18 protein-coding genes, 1 tRNA gene and 1 pseudogene are annotated in these 20,823 nt (G+C 75.7%); 14 read left to right on the forward strand and 6 right to left on the reverse strand.

From position 1 onward, the window contains the following. Positions 1–176: 176 nt before the first annotated feature. A complete protein-coding gene (locus tag AB0B83_RS26770) occupies positions 177–614 on the forward strand; it encodes a hypothetical protein (protein ID WP_357580480.1) in 438 nt (145 codons plus the stop codon). A gap of 67 nt (positions 615–681) precedes the next feature. On the opposite strand, the gene AB0B83_RS26775 is transcribed toward AB0B83_RS26770, so the two are convergent. Continuing rightward, positions 682–757, reverse strand: a tRNA-Arg gene (locus tag AB0B83_RS26775). A gap of 164 nt (positions 758–921) precedes the next feature. Between AB0B83_RS26775 and AB0B83_RS26780 the strand changes: the two genes are divergently transcribed. Beyond that, a complete protein-coding gene (locus AB0B83_RS26780) occupies positions 922–1,623 on the forward strand; it encodes a hypothetical protein (protein ID WP_357580481.1) in 702 nt (233 codons plus the stop codon). A gap of 34 nt (positions 1,624–1,657) precedes the next feature. On the opposite strand, the gene AB0B83_RS26785 is transcribed toward AB0B83_RS26780, so the two are convergent. Both AB0B83_RS26785 and AB0B83_RS26790 read right to left on the reverse strand, forming a co-directional pair. Then, positions 1,658–2,695 carry an alpha/beta hydrolase gene (locus tag AB0B83_RS26785; protein ID WP_357580482.1) on the reverse strand — a complete coding sequence of 346 codons (1,038 nt, stop codon included), beginning with the start codon at positions 2,693–2,695 and terminating at the stop codon, positions 1,658–1,660. Between the two features lie 97 nt (positions 2,696–2,792). After that, positions 2,793–3,209: an HPF/RaiA family ribosome-associated protein gene (locus tag AB0B83_RS26790; RefSeq protein WP_311414353.1), complete on the reverse strand. Its 417-nt coding sequence runs from the start codon at positions 3,207–3,209 to the stop codon at positions 2,793–2,795. A 374-nt stretch (positions 3,210–3,583) separates the two neighbouring features. Between AB0B83_RS26790 and ssb the strand changes: the two genes are divergently transcribed. From ssb to AB0B83_RS26805, 3 genes are all read left to right on the forward strand, one after another. After that, the gene (gene ssb, locus AB0B83_RS26795) at positions 3,584–4,381 is read left to right on the forward strand and encodes a single-stranded DNA-binding protein (protein ID WP_357580483.1); all 798 of its coding nucleotides are present in this window, start codon (positions 3,584–3,586) and stop codon (positions 4,379–4,381) included. Positions 4,382–4,545: 164 nt separating this feature from the next. Further along, on the forward strand, positions 4,546–5,559 hold the full coding sequence (locus AB0B83_RS26800; protein ID WP_357580484.1) for a cobalamin biosynthesis protein: 1,014 nt from the start codon (positions 4,546–4,548) through the stop codon (positions 5,557–5,559). Further along, on the forward strand, positions 5,556–7,100 hold the full coding sequence (locus tag AB0B83_RS26805) for a cobyric acid synthase (protein ID WP_357580485.1): 1,545 nt from the start codon (positions 5,556–5,558) through the stop codon (positions 7,098–7,100). Before AB0B83_RS26800 ends, AB0B83_RS26805 begins: the two co-directional genes overlap by 4 nt. A gap of 322 nt (positions 7,101–7,422) precedes the next feature. Here AB0B83_RS26805 and AB0B83_RS26810 read toward each other — a convergent pair whose 3' ends face one another. Beyond that, complete coding sequence (locus AB0B83_RS26810; protein WP_151456079.1) at positions 7,423–7,824, reverse strand: rhodanese-like domain-containing protein; 402 nt, start codon at positions 7,822–7,824, stop codon at positions 7,423–7,425. A 281-nt stretch (positions 7,825–8,105) separates the two neighbouring features. Here AB0B83_RS26810 and AB0B83_RS26815 point away from each other — a divergent pair, with 281 nt between their 5' ends. The 4 genes from AB0B83_RS26815 to AB0B83_RS26830 all read left to right on the forward strand — a co-directional run bounded on the left by AB0B83_RS26815 (position 8,106) and on the right by AB0B83_RS26830 (position 12,133). Next, a complete protein-coding gene (locus AB0B83_RS26815; protein WP_357580486.1) occupies positions 8,106–8,729 on the forward strand; it encodes a hypothetical protein in 624 nt (207 codons plus the stop codon). 99 nt (positions 8,730–8,828) lie between these two features. Continuing rightward, on the forward strand, positions 8,829–10,181 hold the full coding sequence (locus AB0B83_RS26820; protein WP_357580493.1) for a dipeptidase: 1,353 nt from the start codon (positions 8,829–8,831) through the stop codon (positions 10,179–10,181). Positions 10,182–10,258: 77 nt separating this feature from the next. Then, entirely contained in the window at positions 10,259–10,465 is a 207-nt protein-coding gene (locus AB0B83_RS26825) for a hypothetical protein (RefSeq protein ID WP_121399432.1), read from the forward strand. A gap of 87 nt (positions 10,466–10,552) precedes the next feature. Next, complete coding sequence (locus AB0B83_RS26830; RefSeq protein ID WP_357580487.1) at positions 10,553–12,133, forward strand: ATP-dependent DNA ligase; 1,581 nt, start codon at positions 10,553–10,555, stop codon at positions 12,131–12,133. A gap of 19 nt (positions 12,134–12,152) precedes the next feature. On the opposite strand, the gene AB0B83_RS26835 is transcribed toward AB0B83_RS26830, so the two are convergent. After that, positions 12,153–12,980 carry an SURF1 family protein gene (locus AB0B83_RS26835; RefSeq protein WP_357580488.1) on the reverse strand — a complete coding sequence of 276 codons (828 nt, stop codon included), beginning with the start codon at positions 12,978–12,980 and terminating at the stop codon, positions 12,153–12,155. 211 nt (positions 12,981–13,191) lie between these two features. On the opposite strand from AB0B83_RS26835, the gene AB0B83_RS26840 reads away from it, so the two are divergent. Together AB0B83_RS26840 and AB0B83_RS26845 are read left to right on the forward strand one after the other, a co-directional pair. Next, entirely contained in the window at positions 13,192–14,583 is a 1,392-nt protein-coding gene (locus AB0B83_RS26840) for a cobyrinate a,c-diamide synthase (protein ID WP_357580489.1), read from the forward strand. Beyond that, positions 14,580–15,149, forward strand: coding sequence for a GNAT family protein (locus tag AB0B83_RS26845; protein WP_132239339.1), 570 nt, complete (start codon positions 14,580–14,582; stop codon positions 15,147–15,149). Before AB0B83_RS26840 ends, AB0B83_RS26845 begins: the two co-directional genes overlap by 4 nt. A 50-nt stretch (positions 15,150–15,199) precedes the next feature. On the opposite strand, the gene AB0B83_RS26850 is transcribed toward AB0B83_RS26845, so the two are convergent. Continuing rightward, positions 15,200–17,332 carry a transglycosylase domain-containing protein gene (locus AB0B83_RS26850; RefSeq protein ID WP_357580490.1) on the reverse strand — a complete coding sequence of 711 codons (2,133 nt, stop codon included), beginning with the start codon at positions 17,330–17,332 and terminating at the stop codon, positions 15,200–15,202. 121 nt (positions 17,333–17,453) lie between these two features. Between AB0B83_RS26850 and cobC the strand changes: the two genes are divergently transcribed. From cobC to cobA, 3 genes and pseudogenes are all read left to right on the forward strand, one after another. Next, positions 17,454–18,527, forward strand: a complete 1,074-nt coding sequence (gene cobC / locus AB0B83_RS26855) for an Rv2231c family pyridoxal phosphate-dependent protein CobC (RefSeq protein ID WP_357580491.1) — start codon at positions 17,454–17,456, stop codon at positions 18,525–18,527. Next, entirely contained in the window at positions 18,527–19,621 is a 1,095-nt protein-coding gene (gene cobT / locus AB0B83_RS26860; protein ID WP_357580492.1) for a nicotinate-nucleotide--dimethylbenzimidazole phosphoribosyltransferase, read from the forward strand. Before cobC ends, cobT begins: the two co-directional genes overlap by 1 nt. Positions 19,622–19,703: 82 nt before the next feature. Continuing rightward, positions 19,704–20,732, forward strand: a pseudogene (gene cobA / locus AB0B83_RS26865) (uroporphyrinogen-III C-methyltransferase); the annotation flags it as partial. Positions 20,733–20,823: the final 91 nt, after the last annotated feature.

Genomic DNA, 20,823 nt, shown 5'->3' on the forward strand with positions numbered 1-20,823 from the left:
GGGGGGCGGGGGCCCCCCCCCCCCCGGCCTCCTCATCCTGCCGCCCCTCCGCGGCCCGGCCCCGCGCGGCCTAGCCCGGCGGGTGGCCGCCCCCCGGCGGGGCCGGGGCCGGCGCGGCCCGCTTGCGGGCCGCCTTGATCCGGAACTCGCTCGGTGACGCGGAGCGGGAGGAGCTGGTGCGCCGCAACGCCGCGAAGTCGGTTCGTCCGCCGGCTATGCGTCAGGTTGAGCGTCGCGCCCGGCACCCTGAGCGTTCGGCAAACCGTTCAGCGGGCCGAGGGCCGGTTGCAACTCGTCGCACCCAAGACGGAGCGGTCTCGGCGGACAGTGCCGGTGCCGGCGCAGACTCTCGCCCTGTTCCGAGCGCATCGCCGCCAGCAAGCCGCGGACCGGTTGGCGGCGGGGGAGCGGCGGCGGCCGGCCTCGACCGGCTGCGGCTGCACGACCTGCGGCACGCCTGCGCGACGTTCCTGCTCGTCTGCTGTGCCTCGCCCCGAACCGTGAAGGTGCTCGGGCACAGCCAGATCGGGCCGACGATGAACACCTACGCTCATGTCCTGCTGGAGATCGAGCGGGCAGCCGTGGACGAGGCTGCGAAGCACCTCTTCGGATGACTTGGCTGTGCGGGGGCGCGGTGATCGTTCCGGCGGCAAGCGGGAAGCCGCTGAACTGCTGCGATTGTGGTGCGCCCGGCAGGATTCGAACCTGCGGCCTTGGGATTAGAAGTCCCCTGCTCTATCCGCTGAGCTACGGGCGCGCGCGTGCGTGTCGCGCGAGAAGGGTACCGCCGTCCACCGGGTGACCGGTGGAACGGGTGGTCGCGTCTCACGTCGCACAAGAGGGTCGCATGCGACTCCGGTGCCGGTCACCCCTGTTCCGGCATCCGCGCGGCCCGGGACCGTCGGGTCGTACCCTCGGCTGGTGCTGCTTGATCCGGAGACCGAGAACGACGTCGCGTACGAGTTGTGTCAACTCCTCGGCCGCGCGATCCTGCCCATCCGCCGGGCCGACGCCGGGGCGGGGGACGGCGACCGGGGCGAGGGGACCGCGTTCCTCTTCACCGGGCAGGGGCGCGAGTACCTGCTGACCGCTGACGCGCTCACCCGGTCCGGGGCGGGGGAGATCGGGCTGCGGGCGAGCGTGACCGAGCCGGCCGGGGTGGCCGCCGACGCCGTCGCCCTGCCCGACCTCGCCGACGGGTGGCGGCACCACGAGGACGTCGGCGTCGCCGTCCTGCCCACCGGCGGCCTGCACGAGCACGCCGCCGGAGCGGGCTGGCGGTGGCGTACCCAGCAGGTGCCGGATCCGATCGCGGCCGATCGGGACGCGATCGCCCGGATCGGCGTGGAGCCGGGTTCCGCCGTGGTGCTCGCCCACGGCGTCGGCGCGGGCGGCGCCCGGCCGCTGGAGGTGGCGATCGAGCGGGTGGCGCGCGTGGGCGACGCCGTTCGGCTCATGGCGGAGCTGCCGACCGGCTACGTGGGGGCGCCGGTGTTCGGCGTGCAGGCCGGCGGCGACGGCGAGGTGGGGCTGCGCTGCCTGGGCCTGGTGCTGCCGGCCCGCGACGGCGGCCACCCGCTGGCCACCTTCGACCGCATCCGCGAGGCCGTCGACGCGGCGTGAGGCCGGCGACGCGCGGCGGGCGGGCGACCTGCGCTCAGCCGCCCTGCGTGGGGGCACCGGCTGGGTCGGCGTCGTCCGCCGGCAGCCGGCTCGCCGGTGGGCGCTCCCCGGCGCGGACCGTCGGCCCGGCGTCGAAGAACGCGTCGGCCCAGCGTCCGACCTCCTGGAAGACCTTCTCCCGTACGGCTGTGCCGGAGAGCGTGAGGTCGTGCATCCCGCCGTCGAAGCGCGCCACGGTGACGTGCCGGCCGAGTCGGGGCGCCCAGCGGACCATGTGCTCGACGTCCAGGACGGCGTCGGCGAGGGCCGCCGACTCGTGCCACTTCTTTCCCCTGAACGAGCGGGTCGAGCAGGCGAGCAGCACCGGCACCTGGATGTCCAGGCCGGCGCGGAGCTGCCGCTGGGCGCTGCGGATGGCGTTCAGCCAGCCGGCCCGCACGGGGAACCCGGCGAGCGGCTTCCAGGTCAGGTCGTAGTTCCACTCGCCGTGGTGCTCCGCGTGGATGCTCTCGCTGTAGACCGTGCCCAGCCCGAACGGCAGCACCCGGCGCGGCGCCCGGCGGCCCAGCCGGCCGACGGCGGCGGCGAGGGGGCGGCGTACCAGCCAGGGGGCGTTGATGTCGAAGAAGGGGCTGTTCAGGAAGAGGCCGTCGATGATCCCGGCGTCGCGGCGGGCGTGCGCCCAGAGCGGCATGATCAGCCCGCCGGTGGAGTGGCCCATCGCGAGCAGCGTGTCGTGCCCGTCGTCCTCGCGGATGATGCGCGCGGCGGCGTCCAGCTCGGGGAAGTAGTCGCTGAGGTCGCGGCAGAAGTTCGGCGTCTGGTGGGGCCGCAGGCTGCGTCCGTACTTGCGCAGGTCGAGGGCGTAGAAGTCCCAGCCCCGCTCGGCGAAGAAGTCACCGAGGTGGCCCTGGAAGAAGTAGTCGGTGAAGCCGTGCACGTAGAGCACGGCCCGCCCCGTCGGGCGGTCGGCCCGGCGACGGACCAGGGTGGCGACCACCGGCCCCTCGTCGTCGGTGCCCAGGTCGATCGTCTGCCGCTCGTACGGCGGGCCCAGCACGTCCGGTTCCACGACCGCGACGGTACGCCGGGAAGCTACCGGACGGTAGCCCTGGGTGCCGCCCGGCCCCGCCCGCCCGCACCCGGCGGACGGGGCCTCGGCGTACGCGTCAGACGGTCTCGGCCTCGGCGCGGGCCGGGTCGGTGTCGGGCTCGACCTCGACGACCGGCGGGGGTACGTCGCGCAGGTGCTTGTTGTGCCGCGGCTCCTGCTTCGTCTTCGAGTCGTTGAGCCGCCGCCGCAGGTCGTCCCGGACGTCGTTGAGCGCGGCGTGCAGGTCCTCCTCGGCGGAGGTGGTGACGATCTTCTGGCGACCGGCGATCCAGCACTCCAGGGTGACCTTCTGGCCCCTGGCCTCCCGGTCCTTGACCGACACCTCCAGCTCGGTGGCGTCGGCGTGGAACCCGGCCAGCCGGGAGTCGAGCGTGGCGAACTGCTCCGCGATCCAGTTCCGGTCGCCCTGGGAGAACCCCGCGCCGACCCGCAGGCACTCCGCCACGGTGGCCGGGTTGGCGACGGCGCTCATCGCCGCACCTCGCCGGAGACGATGGCGGCTGCGGTGCTGGTCATCTTCATGATCGCTGACCTCTCGTTCGTCGTGCTGTCGGCGGTGCGGTTGATCGAATCCATACCCCGCCGGGCTCCGTCCGGAACGTGACATGTCGCCCCGCCCGTGGCGGTGCCGGAAGCGCGGCCCCACCTTCCGATCATCGAGCCGGTCGCGCGGGCTCCCCAGGGTCGCCCGGCCCTAGCACACCGGGACCTTGATCAGGTCTTTGTCCACAGGCGGTCCGGTTGTCCACAGGCGGGGGCGCGGTGCTGGCGGCGCCTCCGCCGAGGGCCCAGGCTCGGCACCGAGTCGACTCGCGATGGCAAGCCCGATCTCCCCCTGGAGGGACGATGTTCGACACCTACGTCACGATCGTGGGCAACGTGCTGACCGCGCCGGAGTGGCGCCGCACCACCCAGAGCAACACCCTGGTGGCCAACTTCAAGGTCGCCTCGACCGCCCGCCGGCTCGACCGCGACAGCGGGCGCTGGGTCGACGGCAACAGCCTGCGCGTCCGGGTCAACTGCTGGCGCAAGCTCGCCGAGGGGGTGGCCGCCTCGGTGATGGTCGGCGACCCGGTGGTGGTCTGCGGCCGGCTCTACACCCGCGACTGGACGGACGACGCCGGCAACCACCGCTCGCTCTACGAGCTGGAGGCGGTCGCCGTCGGCCACGACCTGTCGCGGGGCCGCAGCCGGTTCCAGCGCAACCGGCCGACGATGACGACCAGCATCGTCGAGGACGCCGAGGCCGAGAACCGGGTGCACGGCGAGGCGACCGAGCCGGTGCCCGACGAGGAGGCCCCGGTCCTGCCGGACCGCCGTCCGCTCGACGACGACTTCGAGCCCGACTTCGGCGCGTACCCCGCCGGCCGCGGGCTGCCGGCCGACGCCGCCGTCGACGGCTCGCTCGACCCCTTCGACGACCCGGCGGACGACCCCCACGGCGGGGAGCCCGACCGGCCGGAGCCGGAGGCCGACGGCCCGACGCCGGTGACCGACCCGCCGGAGGACGTCCCCGGTGCCCGGGGTGGTCGGGGCGACGTGGCCGTGGGGGAGTCGGGCCCGTCGTCCGAGGAGGCCGAGCCGGGCGTCTCGCCGGCCGGCCGTGGCCGCCGGGGCCGGGGGCGGGTGCCGCAGCCCGCGTGACCGGTCGCGGGCGGCACGACGGGGGCGGGGTGGCGTCGGCAGCACCGGCGTCACCCCGCGTGCCGCCGGGCGGCGTGCGGTCACCCCGTCGGCGGCATGCGCCGCGGACGTGCCGGAGGCCGGCCGGGTGCTCGGCTAGGCTGGCCGGCCGGAGGTGGTGACGGGTGCGACAGGCGACGCCGGTGGCGACCGCGGCGGGACTGGTCGCGGGGTACGCCCTCGACGCGCTCCTCGGAGACCCCCGCCGGTACCACCCCGTGGCCGGCTTCGGTCGCGCCGCCGGGGCACTGGAGCGGCGGACGTACCGCCCGGACCGGCTTGCCGGAACGGCGTTCACCGCGCTGGCGGTCGGCGCGCCGGTGCTGCTCGGCGTGGCCGCCACCGTCGCCACCCGGCGCCGGCCGGTGGCCCGCGCCGTCCTGGTCGCCGCCGGCACCTGGACGGTGCTGGGCGGGCGCACACTACGACAAGAGGCCACCGTCATGGGGCGTGCGCTGCGCGCCGGCGACCTCCCGGCCGCCCGGCAGCGGCTCGGCCACCTCTGCGGCCGGGACCCGTCCGCGCTCGACGAGCCCGAGCTGGCCCGCGCCACCGTGGAGTCGCTCGCCGAGAACACCTCGGACGCCGTCGTCGCCCCGCTGCTGTGGGGCGCCGTCGCGGGGCTGCCCGGCCTGCTCGGGTACCGCGCGGCGAACACCCTCGACGCGATGGTGGGCCACCGCTCGCCGCGGTACGCCCGGTTCGGCACCCCCGCCGCCCGCCTCGACGACCTGCTCAACCTGGTGCCCGCGCGGCTGACGGGCCTGCTCACCGTCGCGGTCGCGCCGACCGCGCACGGCGACCGGGACCGGGCGTGGCGCGTGTGGCGCCGGGACCGCAACGACCACCCCAGCCCGAACGCCGGGCAGTGCGAGGCGGCGATGGCCGGCGCCCTCGGCGTACGGCTGGGCGGGCGCAACGTCTACTTCGGGCGCTCCGAGGTGCGCCCGTTCCTCGGCGACGGCCCCCGACCGGAGGCGCGGCACCTCAAGCGGGCCGCCCGGATCTCGGGTGCGGTCGGGCTGGCCGCGCTCGGGCTGGCCGCCACGTACCCGCTGACCCTCGGCCGGCTGGTGGGCGCCGTCGGCCGCCGGGTCGCGCAGCGGAGCGCCGCCGCCGGGCGGGAGGGGCGCCGGTGAGCGGTGGCCTGCTGGTCGCCGGCACCACCTCCGACGCCGGCAAGAGCGTGCTCACCGCCGGCATCTGCCGCTGGCTGCACCGCCGGGGCGTGAAGGTGGCGCCGTTCAAGGCGCAGAACATGTCCAACAACTCCGCCGTCGTCGTCGGCCCGGACGGTCGGGGCGGCGAGATCGGGCGGGCGCAGGCGATGCAGGCCGCCGCCTGCGGTCTCGCCCCCGACCTGCGGTTCAACCCGGTGCTGCTCAAGCCCGGCAGCGACCTGGCCAGCCAGGTGGTGCTGCTCGGCGAGGCCGTCGACACGGTCACCGCGGGCAACTTCCGCGAGCTGCGTCCCCGGCTCGCCGAGACCGCGTACGCGGCGCTCGCCGAGCTGCGGTCCGCGTACGACGTGGTGATCTGCGAGGGCGCCGGCAGCCCCGCGGAGATCAACCTGCGGGCCGGCGACTACGTGAACATGGGCCTGGCCCGGCACGCCGGCCTGCCCACGATCGTGGTCGGCGACATCGACCGGGGCGGGGTCTTCGCCTCGATGTTCGGCACCCTCGCCCTGCTGGACCCGGCCGACCAGGCGCTGATCGCCGGCTTCGTGATCAACAAGTTCCGGGGCGACCTCGGGCTCCTCCGGCCGGGGCTGGACATGCTGCGCCAGGTCACCGGCCGGCCGACGTACGGGGTGCTGCCCTGGGCGCTCGACCTCTGGCTCGACGCGGAGGACTCGCTCGCGTACGGCCGGGTGCTCGGCCGGCCGGCCGCCCCGCGCGGCACCGACTGGCTGGACGTGGCCGTCGTCCGGCTGCCCCGGATCTCCAACGCCACCGACGTCGAGGCGCTCGCCACCGAGCCGGGCGTGCGGGTCCGGCTGACCGTCGAGCCGGCCGAACTGGCCGCCGCCGACCTGGTCGTGCTGCCCGGCTCGAAGTCGACGGTGGCCGACCTGGCCTGGCTGCGGCAGACCGGCCTGGCCGACGCCGTCCTGGCGCACGCGGCGGCCGGCAAGCCGCTGCTCGGCCTCTGCGGCGGCTTCCAGATGCTGGCCCGGGCGATCCACGACCCGGTGGAGAGCCGGCAGGGCAGCGTGCCGGGGCTGGGCCTGCTGCCGATCGAGGTCACCTTCGACCCGCGCAAGACCGTCCGGCAGTCGATTGGCACCGTTGGCGGCGACGTCCCGGTCCAGGGCTACGAGATCCACCACGGGTACGTCTCACACGCCGACCCGGCGCTGACCCCGCTGCTGACCTGCGCGGACGGCAGCGGCGAGGGAGCCGTGGTCGGCGCCGTGCACGGCACCCACTGGCACGGCGCCTTCGAGTCCGACGGGTTCCGCCGCCGGTTCCTGACCGAGGTGGCCCCGCTCGCCGGCCGGACCGGCTTCACGGTGGCCCCCGACACCGCCTTCGCCGCCGCCCGCGAGCGCTCCCTGGACCTGCTCGGCGACCTGGTCGAAGAGCACCTCGACACCAACGCCCTCTGGCGCCTCGTCGAGTCCGGCCCGCCCGCCGGCCTCCCCTTCATCCCACCCGGAGCCCCGGAAACCCCCTGACCGAACCTCAGGGCTCCTCGACCACCACCCCCGACCACCACCTCCGCCTGCCAACCCCTGCCCTGCCAATGCCCATCCGCACCCCGCCCACCGCACCCCGCCCACCGCACCCCGCCCACCGCACCCCGCCCGCGTGCCACGTCTCGCGGGGGTGATCAAGAAGTTTGTGTCTTGCGGAGGCTCGAATCAGGGCGCAAACCTCTTGATCATCGCCTCGGCGGCGGGCGGCGGGCGGCAGGCGGCGGGCTGTGGGCTGCGGGGCGGACTGCGGGGGACGGGCTGCGGGGGACGGGCTGCGGGGCGGGGCCGGGGAGGCCCTCGGTCAGGGGCGGATGTCGGCGGGGCGGTCGGACATGGGCAGCCCCGCCTCGCGCCAGGCCTGTACGCCGCCGATCATGTCGGTCGCGAGGTGCAGCCCGAGCGCCCGCAGGCTCGCGACCGCGAGGCTGGAGCTGTAGCCCTGGCGGCACACCACCACGATCCGCTGGTCGTACGCCGTGGCCTCCGGGATCCGCCACGCGCTGGCCGGGTCGAGTCGCCACTCCAGCACCGTCCGGTCGATCACGATGGCGCCGGGCAGGTCGCCCTGCTCCTGCCGCTGCGTGTCGGTGCGGGTGTCGATCAGCAACGCCCCGGTACGGACCGCCTCGACGGTCTGGTGCGGGGTCAGCCGGCGTACCCCGGCGCGGGCCTGTTCCAGGAGGGCGTCTACGCCCGGACTCATCACGCTGTGGGACACCAGCAGATCATCCCGCCCCGTCGCGCGGTCCGCCCGCGGAACGCCCCGCCGCACCCGACGAACGCTCGTTCGGGCGACCCCCGATCGGAGCGTCCCGCGCGGCCCGCCGGCGCCGGCGCCTCCCGCCACCGCAGGCCGCTCCGTGACAGGGGACCGGCCCGGGTTACCGTCGCCCGCCGACGCCGACGCCGACGCCGACGCCGACGCCTCCCGCCACCGCAGGCCCGCTCCGTGGCGGGGGGACCGGCCTGGCTACCGTCGGGCACGTGGCGGTGGCGGTGGTCGAGGCGTACGACCGGCTGGCCCGGCGGGTGCTGGCCGGGCCGGCGCGGTTGGGGCGGACCCGGCTGGTGGCGGTGGACGGGCCGAGCGGCGCGGGCAAGAGCGCGTTCGCGGCGCGGCTCGCGGACGCCCTCGCCGCCCTGCCCGGCGGCAGTCCGGCGCCGGTGGTGCACACCGACGACCTGCTCGACGGCTGGGACGACCAGCTGACCTTCTGGCCCCGGCTGGAGGAGTGGGTGCTCGGGCCGCTGCGGGCCGGTCGGCCGGGGGCGTACCGCCGGTTCAGCTGGGTCCGGCGGGCCTTCCTGCCGCGCCCGGTGCCGGTCCCGGTCGCGCCGGTGCTCCTCGTCGAGGGGGTGAGCGCGGCGCGGGCCGCCGCCACCGCGGACCTGACCCTGGCCGTCTTCGTCACCGCCCCGGCACCGTTGCGGCTGGCCCGGGCGATCGAGCGCGACGGTCCGGAGATCCTGCCGGAGCTGCGTCGCTGGCACCTCGGGGAGCGGTCGCACTTCGCCGCCGACGGCACCGAGGCGCGCGCGGACCTGGTGGTCGACGGCGCCCCGGGCCTGCCGCACGACGCCGACCGCTACTACGTGCGCCGCCGCTGAGCGGTCGGGCCGGCCGGGACCGGATCGTCACTCCGGCCTCGGGCGGGATGGGATGGTCGGTAAGGCCGGCATACGATGCCGGTCATGACCACACCCCTCATGTCCGAGTCCGAGATCCGGGCCGCCGTCGAGCGGGAGCTGCCCGGCGTCCGCGCCGACCTGGAACGCCTCGTCCGCATTCCCGGCGTCGCGTTCGAGGGCTTCGACCACTCGCACGTGGAGCGTTCCGCCGAGGCGGTGGCCGAGCTGGTGCGCGGCTGCGGTCTCGATGTCAAGATCGTGCGCTCCGGCGGCCAGCCGGCCGTGATCGGGCGGAAGGCGGCCCCGCCCGGGGCGCCGACGGTGCTGCTCTACGCCCACCACGACGTGCAGCCGGTCGGCGACCTGACGCTGTGGGAGTCGGACCCGTTCGAGCCGGTGGAGCGCAACGGCCGGCTCTACGGCCGGGGCGCCGCCGACGACAAGGCCGGCATCATGGCGCACGTGGCGGCGCTGCGCGCGTACGGTGACGCGTTGCCGGTCGGCGTGGTGCTCTTCGTCGAGGGCGAGGAGGAGTACGGCTCCGACTCGTTGGAGCGGCTGCTCGCCGAGCACCGCGACGAGATCGCCTCGGACGTCATCGTGATCGCCGACTCCACCAACTGGGACATCGGCGTACCGGCGCTGACCACGTCCCTGCGCGGCATCGTCAACTGCTTCGTGGAGGTGCGCACCCTCGACCACGCCGTGCACAGCGGCGTCTACGGCGGTCCCGTGCCGGACGCGCTGACCGCCCTGGCACGGTTGCTGGCCACCCTGCACACCGAGGCGGGGGACGTGGCCGTCGACGGGCTGGTCGCCCGGGAGGGCGCGAGCGTCGACTACCCGGAGGACCGGTTCCGCGCCGAGGCGGGGCTGGCCGAGGGCGTCAGCCTCATCGGCACCGGACGGATCACCGAGCGGCTCTGGACCAAGCCGGCCCTCGCGGTGCTCGGCATCGACGCCCCGTCCACCGCCGAGGCGCCGAACGCCCTGGTGCCGGCGGCCAGGGCCAAGCTGAGCGTACGGCTGGCGCCGGGCGACGACCCGAAGCGGGCGTACGCGGCCCTGCGCGCCCACCTGGAGAAGCACGCCCCGTGGGGCGCGCGGGTCAGCGTCACCTTCGAGCACGACGGCGCGCCGTGCGTCATCGACGCGTCCGGGCCGATGTTCGACGCGGCCCGTTCGGCGTTCCGGACCGCCTGGGACGGCACCGACCCGGTGGACCTCGGCATCGGCGGTTCGATCCCGTTCATCGCCACCTTCCAGGAGATGTTCCCGCGCGCGGCGATCCTGGTGACCGGCGTGGAGGACCCGCAGGCCCGGGCGCACGGCCCGAACGAGAGCCTGCACCTCGGGGAGTTCGCCCGGGTCTGCCTGGCCGAGGCGCTGCTGCTGAAGAAGGTCGCCGAGGTGGGCGTCGACGGGCGTTAGGTGTCGGAACCGTAACTTCGGGGTCGATGTGGGAGTTTGCGGTGTGTCGCCGGTCGGGTTGTTATAGCCTCTCGAACATGCGTACGAATGAGGTGATGGGCCGGCTCGAGGCCGCCGTCAGCGCCCTGGGGGACGTCGACGTCTCCGCGTGGTCCGAGGACACGCTCAAGGAACAGCTCGGCGACCTGTCCGCCGCGCTTGTCGCTCTCGACACGGTGCTCTCCCGGGTCGCCGAGGAGATCCGCGCCCGCGGCCTGCGCATCGAGGAACCCGTCTCGGCCTGACCTGCCACCCCGGCGGGCGCAGGGTTTCCGGCGCCCGGGCACGGCAATGCCCGGGGTCGTGTCGGGGGTGGCTGGCAGGATGGAGCCGTGCGGTTCCTCGACCTGGCAGCCACCTCCGCCGCCGTCGGCGCCACCCGGGCCCGGCGGACCAAGGTGGAGCTGCTCGCTGCCGCGTTGCGGGCGCTCGACCCGTCCGAGGTCCCGGCGGGCGCCGGCTGGCTGGCCGGCGAGCTGCGCCAGCGGCAGACCGGGGTCGGCTGGGCGAGCCTGCGTGACCTGCCGCCGCCGGCCGTCGAGCCGACCCTGACCGTCGCCGCCGTCGACGCGGCCATCGACGAGGTCGCGTCCGTGCACGGGCCGGGTTCCCAGGCCCGCCGCCGGGCGCTGCTGGGCGCGCTCTACTCCGCCGCCACCGCCGATGAGCAGCGGCTACTGACCGGCCTGTTCAGCGGTGAGCTGCGCCAGGGCGCGCAGGCGGGGCTGCTCGCCGACGCGGTGGCCCGGGCGGCCGACGTGCCGCTCGTCGCCGTACGCCGGGCGTTGCTGCTCGCCGGTGACCTGCGCGCGGTCGCGGTCGCCGCGCTCGACGGAGGCGCGGCGGCACTGGGCGCCTTCGGCCTCCAGGTCGGCCGCCCGCTCGCGCCGATGCTGGCCCAGAGCGCGCCCTCGGTGGACGAGGCGCTCGCGGCCACGGGCACCCCCGCCGTGGTCGACGTCAAGCTCGACGGCATCCGGATCCAGGTGCACCGCTCCGGCGACGACATCGCCGTGTTCACCCGCAGCCTGGACGACATCACCGCCCGGGTGCCGGAGGTGGTCGCCGCCGTGCGGGCGCTGCCCGCCCGCGAGCTGGTGCTCGACGGGGAGGCGATCGGGCTCGACGAGACGGGCCGCCCGCTGCCCTTCCAGCAGACGTCGAGCCGGGCGGCGCGGCGCACCACGCCGAGCAGCACCGGCGCCGCCCCGGTCGCCCCGGCCGTGGCCGCCGCCGGGACGACGGGCGCGACCGTGCTGACGCCGTACTTCTTCGACCTGCTGCACCTCGACGGCGACGACCTGATCGACAGGCCCGGCCGGGAGCGCTGGGCCGCGCTCGACGCCGCGGTCGACCCCTCGCTCGTCGTCGGCCGGGTGGAGGTCGACGGCCCGGAGCGGGCCGGCGAGGCGTTCGCCGCCGCCATCGACGCCGGCCAGGAGGGGGTGGTGGTGAAGGCGCCCGACGCACCCTACGACGCCGGCCGGCGGGGATCCGCCTGGGTGAAGGTGAAGCCCCGGCACACCCTCGACCTGGTGGTGATCGCGGTCGAGTGGGGCAGCGGCCGGCGGGAGGGCTGGCTGTCCAACCTGCACCTCGGCGCCCGCGACCCGCGCACCGGCGACTTCGTCATGCTCGGCAAGACGTTCAAGGGCCTCACCGACGAGCTGCTGCGCTGGCAGACCGAGCGCTTCCTCGCCCTCGCCGTCGAGCACGGCGACTGGGAGGTGCGGGTCCGCCCCGAGCAGGTGGTCGAGATCGCCTTCGACGGGGTGCAGACCAGCTCCCGCTACCCGGGCGGGATGGCGCTGCGCTTCGCCCGCGTGGTGCGCTACCGCGACGACAAGACGGCGGCGGAGGCCGACACCATCGACGCCGTACGCGCCATCCACGCCGGCCGCGTCACCGGCTGAGCGGGGTTGGCGGGGCGGGTCAGGCGGCGCCCTGCGGCGCGGGCTCGGCGGCCCGGTCGACGGGCTGCCGCGGTCCCACGCCCGCCAGCCGACGGGCCTCCCGGCGGGCCACCCAGCCGTAGCCGAACAGGGTCATCGCGGCGAAGATCCACCACTGCACGACGTAGCCGAAGTTCTGCCAGTTGTTGTTGTATCCGACCGGCACGTCCTTGAACGCGGGGTCGGCCGCCGGGGTCTGCTCGTCGAGCAGCAGGTACGCGCCGTGCACGGGGTAGGGCAGCTCCCGGGCCAGCCGGGGCACGCCGATCCGCCGGGTCTCCAGCTTGCCGTCACGCCGGGTCACGGCGACCGAGCCGCTCTCGCTCAGGTGCACCCGCCCCGTCACGGTGACCTCGCCGGGCGGGAGGGCCGGCACCTCCGGCTGGACGGTCGCGTCGCCGCCCCGGGCCGGCGGGATCCAGCCCCGGTCCACCAGCACGGCCGTGCCGTCGGCCAGCACGAGCGGGGTGACCACCTCGAAGCCGACCGTGCGGTCCACCGAGCGGCCCCGGACCAGGACCACGTTCGCCGGGTCGTAGCGGCCGGTCACGGTGACCTTCGTCCAGGCCTTCTCCGCGACGGGAGCGGGGCCGGCCGTGCCGTTGCCGCCCGTCGGGGCCGGCAGCACGTCCCGCAGCGGCACCGGGGCCATCCGCAGGCCGGCGTCGATCCGCTCGTTGGCCTCCGTACGGCCGTGGTAGCGGTCCAGCTGCCAGTTGCCGAGCAGCACCATCACCGCCGAGGCGACCAGGGTCAGTGCGAGAATGCCCAGCCAGCGCGGCGTCAGCAGGAACCGGTACACGCCCACGAGGCTACCCCTGTGACCGGAGGCACTCGCTTCGACAGCCCCCATCGCGGACCCGGGCGGGGTGCCGGCGACTCCGCCCGGCGACGCCCGACACCGCCGGCGGGCCCGTTCGGCGGCGTCCGCGCGGCGGCCGCTTCGGCTATCGTCACGCGGGCGGACCGCGCGGTCGGCCCGCCGCAGGTCCCCCCGCCGCCCCGCAAGGGAGTCGATGATGACCGTCGTGCCGCGCCTGGTGCTCAGCGCGCCGTCCTCCGGCCACGGCAAGAGCGCGCTGGCGATCGGGCTGCTCGCCGCGTTCGCCGACCGGGGCGTCGACGTCGCCGGGTTCAAGGTCGGCCCCGACCGCGTGGACGCCGCGTACCTCGGGCTGGCCGCCGGCCGCCCCGGTCGGATCCTCGATCCCCGGCTGGTCGGCGCCGACCGGATCGCCCCCCTCGTCGGCCACGGCGCGGCCGGCGCCGGGCTCGCCGTGGTGCAGGGCAGCATGGGCCTGTACGACAGTCTCGCCGGCCGCCCGGAGAGCGAGTCGACGGCCGCCGTGGCCACCGCGCTGCGCAGCCCGGTCGTGCTGGTGGTCGACGTCGCGGCGACGGGACAGTCGGTGGCCGCCCTGGTGCACGGCTTCCGGTCGTACGACGAGCAGCTCTGGCTCGGCGGGGTGATCCTCAACCGGGTGGCGTCCTCCCGGCACGAGGAGCTGCTGCGCGCGGCGCTGGACGACATCGGCGTGCCCGTCTACGGCGCGCTGCGCCGCCAGGACCTGCCGTCCGTGCTGCCCGCCCGCCGCTACGGGGCGGTGCCCGCGCTCGCCCGCACCGACGAGGCGACCCGCGCGGTCCGCCGGCTCGGCGAGGCGGTCGCCGCCACCGTCGAGCTGGACCGGCTGCTGGCCCTGGCCCGCTCCGCGCCGCCCCTGCCCGCGCCGCCCTGGACGCCGCAGGCCGGGCGGGAGGACGCCGGTACGCGCCCGGTCGTCGCGGTCGCCGGGACGCCGGGCGGCAGCTACAGCGACCCCGAGACCGTCGAGCTGCTCCGGGCGGCCGGCGCCGAGGTGGTGACGGTCGACCCGCTGCACGACGAGGCGCTGCCCGCCGGCACCGGCGCGCTGGTCGTCGGCGGCGGGCTGCCCGAGTCGTACGCCGAGCTGCTCTCCGCCAACCGTCGGCTCTGCATCGCGGTCGCCGAGCTGGCCCGCACCGGGCGGCCGGTCGTCGCCGAGGGGGCCGGCCTGCTCTGGCTGGCGCGGGAACTGGACGGGCTGCCCATGTGCGGCGTGCTCGACGCGGTGGGGACGCGCCGCGACGGCCTGGTGGTGGGCTACCGGCAGGCGACCGCGTTGACCGACAGCCTCGTGGGGCCGGCGGGCACGGTGGTGGCGGGGCACAAGGAGCACCGCGGCGTGCTCACCCCGCGCGCCGGGGCACGGCCGGCGTGGAGCTGGGACGGCGGGGCGCCCGAGGGCTTCGTCTGGCGGGGCGTGCACGCCTCGCAGCTCACCCTGCACTGGGCGGCGTACCCGCAGCTGGCGGCCCGCCTCGTGGACGCGGCGGTGGCGGCGGCGGCCGACCCCGCGACCGCCCGGCCCGACGGGGTGCCCGCGTGATCGGTCAGGTGGCGGTCCGCCGCTTTCCGGCGCTGACCGTCTCCACGCCCCGCACCGAGGTACGCGCGCTGACCGGGGCCGACGCGGCGGCGGCCGACGAGGTCTTCGCCGACCGGCAGACCCGGCGGTGGCTGCCGCTGGCCGACACCTCCGGTCAGATCGACGGGCTGGCCTGGTGCACCGACCTGGCGCGGCAGCGGCGCGACAGCGGCGACGGCGACCACTACGCGGTGGTACGCCGGGAGGACGACCTGGTGGTGGGCTGCCTGTGGACGCGGCGCACCGACTGGGGCGCCCGGTGCACCGAGGTCTCCTACGCGATGGCGGCGCACGCACGGGGCTTCGGCCTGGCGGCCGAGGCGGTCGACGCGCTGGCCATCGCGCTGATCCTCGAACACGGCTTCCAGCGCGTCGAGCTGCGGGTCGCGCCCGGCAACCTGGCCTCCCGCCGGGTCGCCGAGAAGGCCGGGTTCAGCTACGAGGGCCTGCTTCGCAACGCCGGCTTCGTCCGGGGCGGCCGGGTCGACCTGGAGGTCTGGTCCCTCGTCTCCGCCGACCTGCGCTGATCCGCCCCCGGCCCCCGGCGGCGCCGCGACCGGGGGCCGCGCGGCCCGGCTCAGCCGACGATGCGGTCCGACGGTGGGGTGAACTGGCGGGTGGGCTGGCCCTTGAGGCCGTCGCGGAGGGTCTGCGCCACCGCCTTGATCGGGATCTGCGACTGGCCGTCGCCGACCGCGTTGAACGGGTTGTCCGGGTCGGAGATGAAGCTCGCCGCCGCCAGCTCCGGGGTGTAGCCGACGAACCAGGCCGACCGGGTGCTGTCGGTGGTGCCCGTCTTGCCGGCCACCGGGCGGCCGACGGTGCCCCGCACGCTGTCCGCGGTCGACCAGCCGCCGCAGCTGCCGCGGGCCGGGGTGTCGCCGGTCGGGCAGCGGGCGGCGTCGGTGGCGGCGCGGGCGGCGTCGGCGTCCACCACCTGCCGGCAGCGCGGCTTGGCGACCTCGCGTTCGATCCCGGAGGCGGTCTTCCAGGTGGTCGGCGTGCCGTCCCGGTTGTAGATCGCCTGCACCGGGATCGCCTCGCAGTAGCGGCCGTCCGCGGCGATCGCGGCGTACGCGTTGGCCATCTCCAGTGGCGTGGCGTCGGAGACGCCGAGGGTGAACGCGCCCCACTGTTTCGCCTTGGCCGGGGACGCGTGCTCCCGGTCGACGTCGGTGCGCCAACGCAGCCCGAGCTGCTCGGCCAGGCGGACCGCCTTGTCCGCGCCGACCTGCTCCTCCAGCCACACGAAGTACGTGTTCACCGACTTGCCGAAGCCGGACCACATGGTCTGGTTGCCGCTCATCGCGCCGCTGGCGTTGGACGGCGACCAGCCGTCGTAGACCTCGGAGCGGTACCGGTGCGGTGCGTTGAACGAGGTGGACAGCGGCATGCCCGCGTCGAGCGCGGCCAGCATGGGGAACATCTTGAACGTCGAGCCGGCCTGGTAGCCCGCCAGGTCGCCGCCGCCGAGCAGGGGCGCCACGGTGTTCGGGTAGTTGGCCTTGACCTTCGGCCCGGCCTCGGGGTTGGAGCTCTGCCCGTTCTCGCTCAGGTCCAGCGAGTACGTCCGGTTCACCGCCATCGCCTTGACCCGCCCGGTGCCGGGCTCGGAGACCACGATGCCGTTGGCGAAGGGGCTGCCGGTGTTCTCCTTGGTGCCGACGTTCTGCTCGGCCGCCGCCTGGATCTTGGGGTCGAGGCTGAGCACGATCCGGTAGCCGCCCCGGCGCAGCTTGTCCAACCGCTCCAGCCGGTTCTCGCCGAACGCGGGCTGCGTGCTCCACCAGTTCTTCAGGTAGTCGCAGGCGAAGCCCCAGCTGTTCCACTTCTCGGGCACGGAGGCGCAGTCGTTCGGCGGGTACGTCAGCTTCAGCCGGATCGGCTCGGTCTTCGCCTGCGTGACGGCGTCCGGCGAGAGGTAGCCGAGCTGGGCCATCCGGTCGAGCACGTAGTTGCGTCGGCCGGTGGCGTCCTTCTGGTCGGAGCTGGCCGGGTCGTACTCGGACGGGGACTTGACCAGGCCGGCGAGGGTGGCCGCCTCGACGGGGCTGAGGTCCTTGGGGGCCTTGGAGAAGAAGATCTCGCTGGCCGCGTAGATGCCGTACGCGCGGTGCCCGAAGTACGCGGAGTTGAGGTAGCGCTCCAGGACGTCGTCCTTGCTGAGTTCCTTCTCCAGGTCCATCGCCATCCGCATCTCGCGGACCTTGCGCAGGCTGGTCTGCTGGGTGGCCTCCTGCACCTCCTTCGGCGTCTTCGCGCTGTCCCGCAGCGCCATCCGCACGTACTGCATGGTGAGCGTGGAGGCGCCCTGGGAGACGCCGCTGGAGCGGGCGTTGGCCACGAAGGCGCGGGCGACGCCCTTCGGGTCGACGCCGCGGTGCTGGTAGAAGCGGTTGTCCTCGGCGGCGACGATCGCCTGCTGCATGTTCGGGGAGATGTCGGCAAGCTTCGTGTACTGCCGGTACTCCTCGTAGAACATCGTCAGCACGGTCTTGCCGTCCGGCGCGTAGACGTACGACGTCTCGGCCGGCAGCGCGGTGGTGAGGATCTGGGTCTTGTGTTCCATGGCGTGCGCCGTGACCTTGGCGCCGAGGCCGGTGACGGCGGCCACGGGGTACGCCACGGCGGCGACCACGATCCCGGCGATCAGTCCGGCGCGGAGGAGGGGGACGAGACGACCAGCGGCAGCAAGGGGTCGATTGCTCACACGCTCAAGTTATGACATTTCCGATTCGTACCTGAGAAATATTCATAAACGCCCGTGTGGTGATGCGGCCCACGCCGGGATCCGCTGTCCCGCGCGGCACCTTCCCGGCAGGATCGCGGACATGCGTGGTCAGCCGAGCGGGACCCTCCCCGAACCCGACCTCACCCACCACGGCGACGCCGAGGTGGGGCCGGGGCTCGTCGACCTCGCCGTCAACGTGCGACGCGACGCGATGCCCGACTGGCTGGCCGACCCGATCACCGCCGCGCTCGCCGACCTCGCCGCGTACCCCGACCCGGGGCCGGCCCGGGCCGCCGTCGCGGCCCGGCACGGCCGCCCGCCGGCCGAGGTGCTGCTGACCGCCGGCGCGGCCGAGGGCTTCGTGCTGCTCGCCCGGGCGCTGGCCGGCGTACGCCGACCGGTGGTGGTGCACCCGCAGTTCACCGAGCCCGAGGCGGCGTTGCGCGCCGCCGGACACCAGGTCGAGCGGGTGCTGCTCGACGCGGACGACGACTTCCGGCTCGACCCGGCCCGGGTGCCCGCCGACGCCGAGCTCGTGATGATCGGCAACCCGACCAACCCGACGTCGGTGCTGCACCCCGCCGGCGACCTGGCCGCCCTGGCCCGACCCGGCCGGGTGCTGGTGGTCGACGAGGCGTTCGCCGACACCACCGTCGCCCCCGGCGTGGCCGGCGAACCGGAGTCGCTGGCCGCGAGGCGGGACCTGCCCGGCCTGCTGGTGGTCCGCAGCCTCACCAAGACCTGGGGCCTGGCCGGCCTGCGCATCGGCTACCTGCTCGGCGAGGCGGACCTGCTGGCGCGGCTGGCCGCCGTCCAGCCACTCTGGGCCGTCTCCACCCCCGCCCTGGCCGCCGCGTCGGCCTGCGCCACGCCCGTCGCGGTCGAGGCCGAGCGCGCCATCGCCGCCCGGCTCGCTGCCGACCGCGACCACCTGGTCGCCCGCCTGTCGGCCCTGCCCGGCGTACGCGTCGCCGGCCGCCCCGCCAGCGCGTTCGTGCTGGTGCACGTCCCCGGGGCCGCCGACGTGCGGGTCGCCCTGCGGGAGCGCGGCTGGGCGGTACGCCGGGGCGACACGTTCCCCGGCCTAGGCCCGGACTGGCTACGCATCGCCGTGCGCGACACGGCCACCACCGACGCGTTCACCGAGGTACTGGCAGAGATCCTGGAGGCGTGATGCTGGAGACCACGATCGCGGCGATCCGGCCGCCCGACGAGCCGGCCATGGCCGCCGCCCGGGAGTTGCAGGGGCGGCTGACGAAGCCCGCCGGCTCCCTCGGCGCCCTGGAGGAGCTCGCCGTACGCCTCGCAGGGCTGGCCGGGCACTGCCCGCCGCCGCTGCCCGAGCCGGCCGCGGTCGCGATCTTCGCCGGTGACCACGGCGTGCACGCCCAGGGGGTGACCCCCTGGCCGCAGGAGGTCACCGCGCAGATGATCGGCAACTTCCTGGCCGGCGGCGCGGTGGTCAACGCGTTCGCCCGGCAGGCCGGCGCCTCGGTCACCGTGGTCGACGTCGGCGTGGCCACCCCGCTCACGGTCGCCGAGCCGGGCGGGGAGGCCGTTGGAGCCCCACCGGCCCGCGACGCGCCCCGGCTGGTGGCGGCGAACGTCCGCCCCGGCACCCGGGACCTGGCGGTGACCGCCGCGCTCACCCGCGACGAGGCCCGCGCGGCCGTCGAGACCGGCATCCGGGTGGCCGACGAGCTGATCGACGCGGGCGCCGGCATCCTGCTCACCGGGGACATGGGCATCGGCAACACCACGCCGGCCGCCGCCCTGATCGCCGCGTTCACCGGCATCGACCCGGCGGAGACGACGGGCCGGGGCACCGGGGTCGACGACCCGACGTACGCCCGCAAGGTCGACGTGGTGCGGGCAGCGCTGCGCCGGCACGCCCCCGACCCGGCCGACCCGCTGGGCGTGCTGGCCGCCGTCGGCGGGCTGGAGCACGCCGCGCTGGCCGGGCTGATCCTGGGCGCCGCCGCCCGCCGCACGCCGGTGCTGCTGGACGGGGTGATCGCGGTCGCGGCGGCCCTCGCCGCGGCGGCCCTCGCGCCGCACGCCGTGGCCGCCATGGTGGCCGGGCACCGCTCCGCCGAGCCGGGGGCCACGGTCGCGCTGCGCCGGCTGGGCCTGGAGCCGCTGATCGACCTCGGGCTGCGCCTGGGCGAGGGCACCGGCGCGCTGCTCGCGCTGCCGGTGGTCACCGGCGCGGTCCGGGTGCTGCACGAGGTGGCCACGTTCGACTCGGCGGGGGTGGCCGAGAAGTGAGCGACCGGAGCGAGCGGACCGACCGGCCCGCAGGCGTGTCGCGTACCGCAGCTGCCGCCGGCGTGCAGGGCGGGGCGGCGGCGTGAGCGGCAACCCGTACCCGCTCGGCCTGCGGCTCGCCGGCCGCCGGGTGGTCGTGGTGGGCGGGGGAGCGGTGGCCACCCGGCGGGTGCCGGCCCTGCTCGACGCCGGGGCGCACGTCTTCCTCGTCGCGCCCGAGCTGACCCCGGCGCTGCGCGCGCACGTCGACGCCGGACGGCTGCACTGGGCGCCGCGCCGGTTCGCCCCCGACGACCTGGACGGCGCGTGGCTGGTCCAGGTCGCGGTCGACGACCCGCTCGCCGCCGCGTCGGTCAGCGCCGCCGCCGCCGAGCGCCGCATCTTCTGCGTACGCGCCGACGACCGGGCCGCCGCCACCGCCTGGACGCCGGCGGTGACCCGGCACGGGCCGGTGACCGTGGCGGTGCTCGGCGGAGGCGACCCGCGCCGGGCGATGGCCGTCCGCGACGCCGTCCGCGCCCTCCTGGATGTAAGGAGGGGGCCCCTGTCAACGCCTGCGGTGGAGGAAGGGTCCCTTCCTTCCACGCAGGGTGGGCGGGTCGCGTTGGTGGGGGCCGGTCCGGGGGACCCGGAGCTGATCACCGTCAAGGGCTGGCGGCTGCTCACCGAGGCGGACGTGGTGGTCGCCGACCGGCTCGTCCCGGGGCTGCTCCTCGACGAACTGCGTCCCGACGTCGAACTTGTGGACGCCTCCAAGATCCCGTACGGCCCGTCCCGGGGCCAGGAGGAGATCAACCGGATCCTCGTGGATCGTGCCCTGGCCGGGAAGTTCGTGGTACGGCTCAAGGGCGGCGACCCGTACGTCTTCGGCCGGGGCGGCGAGGAGCTGCTGGCCTGCGCGGCGGCCGGCGTGCCGGTGACCGTGGTGCCCGGCGTGACCAGCTCGATCGCGGCTCCGGCCGCGGCGGGCGTCCCGGTCACCCATCGGGGGGTGGCCCACGAGTTCACCGTGGTCTCCGGGCACGTCGCACCCGACTCGCCGGCCTCCCTGGTCCGGTGGGAGGCGCTGGCCGGGCTACGCGGCACGCTTGTCGTGCTGATGGGGCTGCGGCCGCCCTCGCGGTGCCGGTGACCACGCCCACCGGCACACGTGTGCACGAGCGTGATCTGATCATCTTCGCCACCGCCGTGGTCATCCTGCT

The sequence above is a fragment of the Micromonospora sp. NPDC049060 genome (genome assembly GCF_040649055.1).
In the GTDB taxonomy this organism is placed as follows: domain Bacteria; phylum Actinomycetota; class Actinomycetes; order Mycobacteriales; family Micromonosporaceae; genus Micromonospora; species Micromonospora reichwaldensis.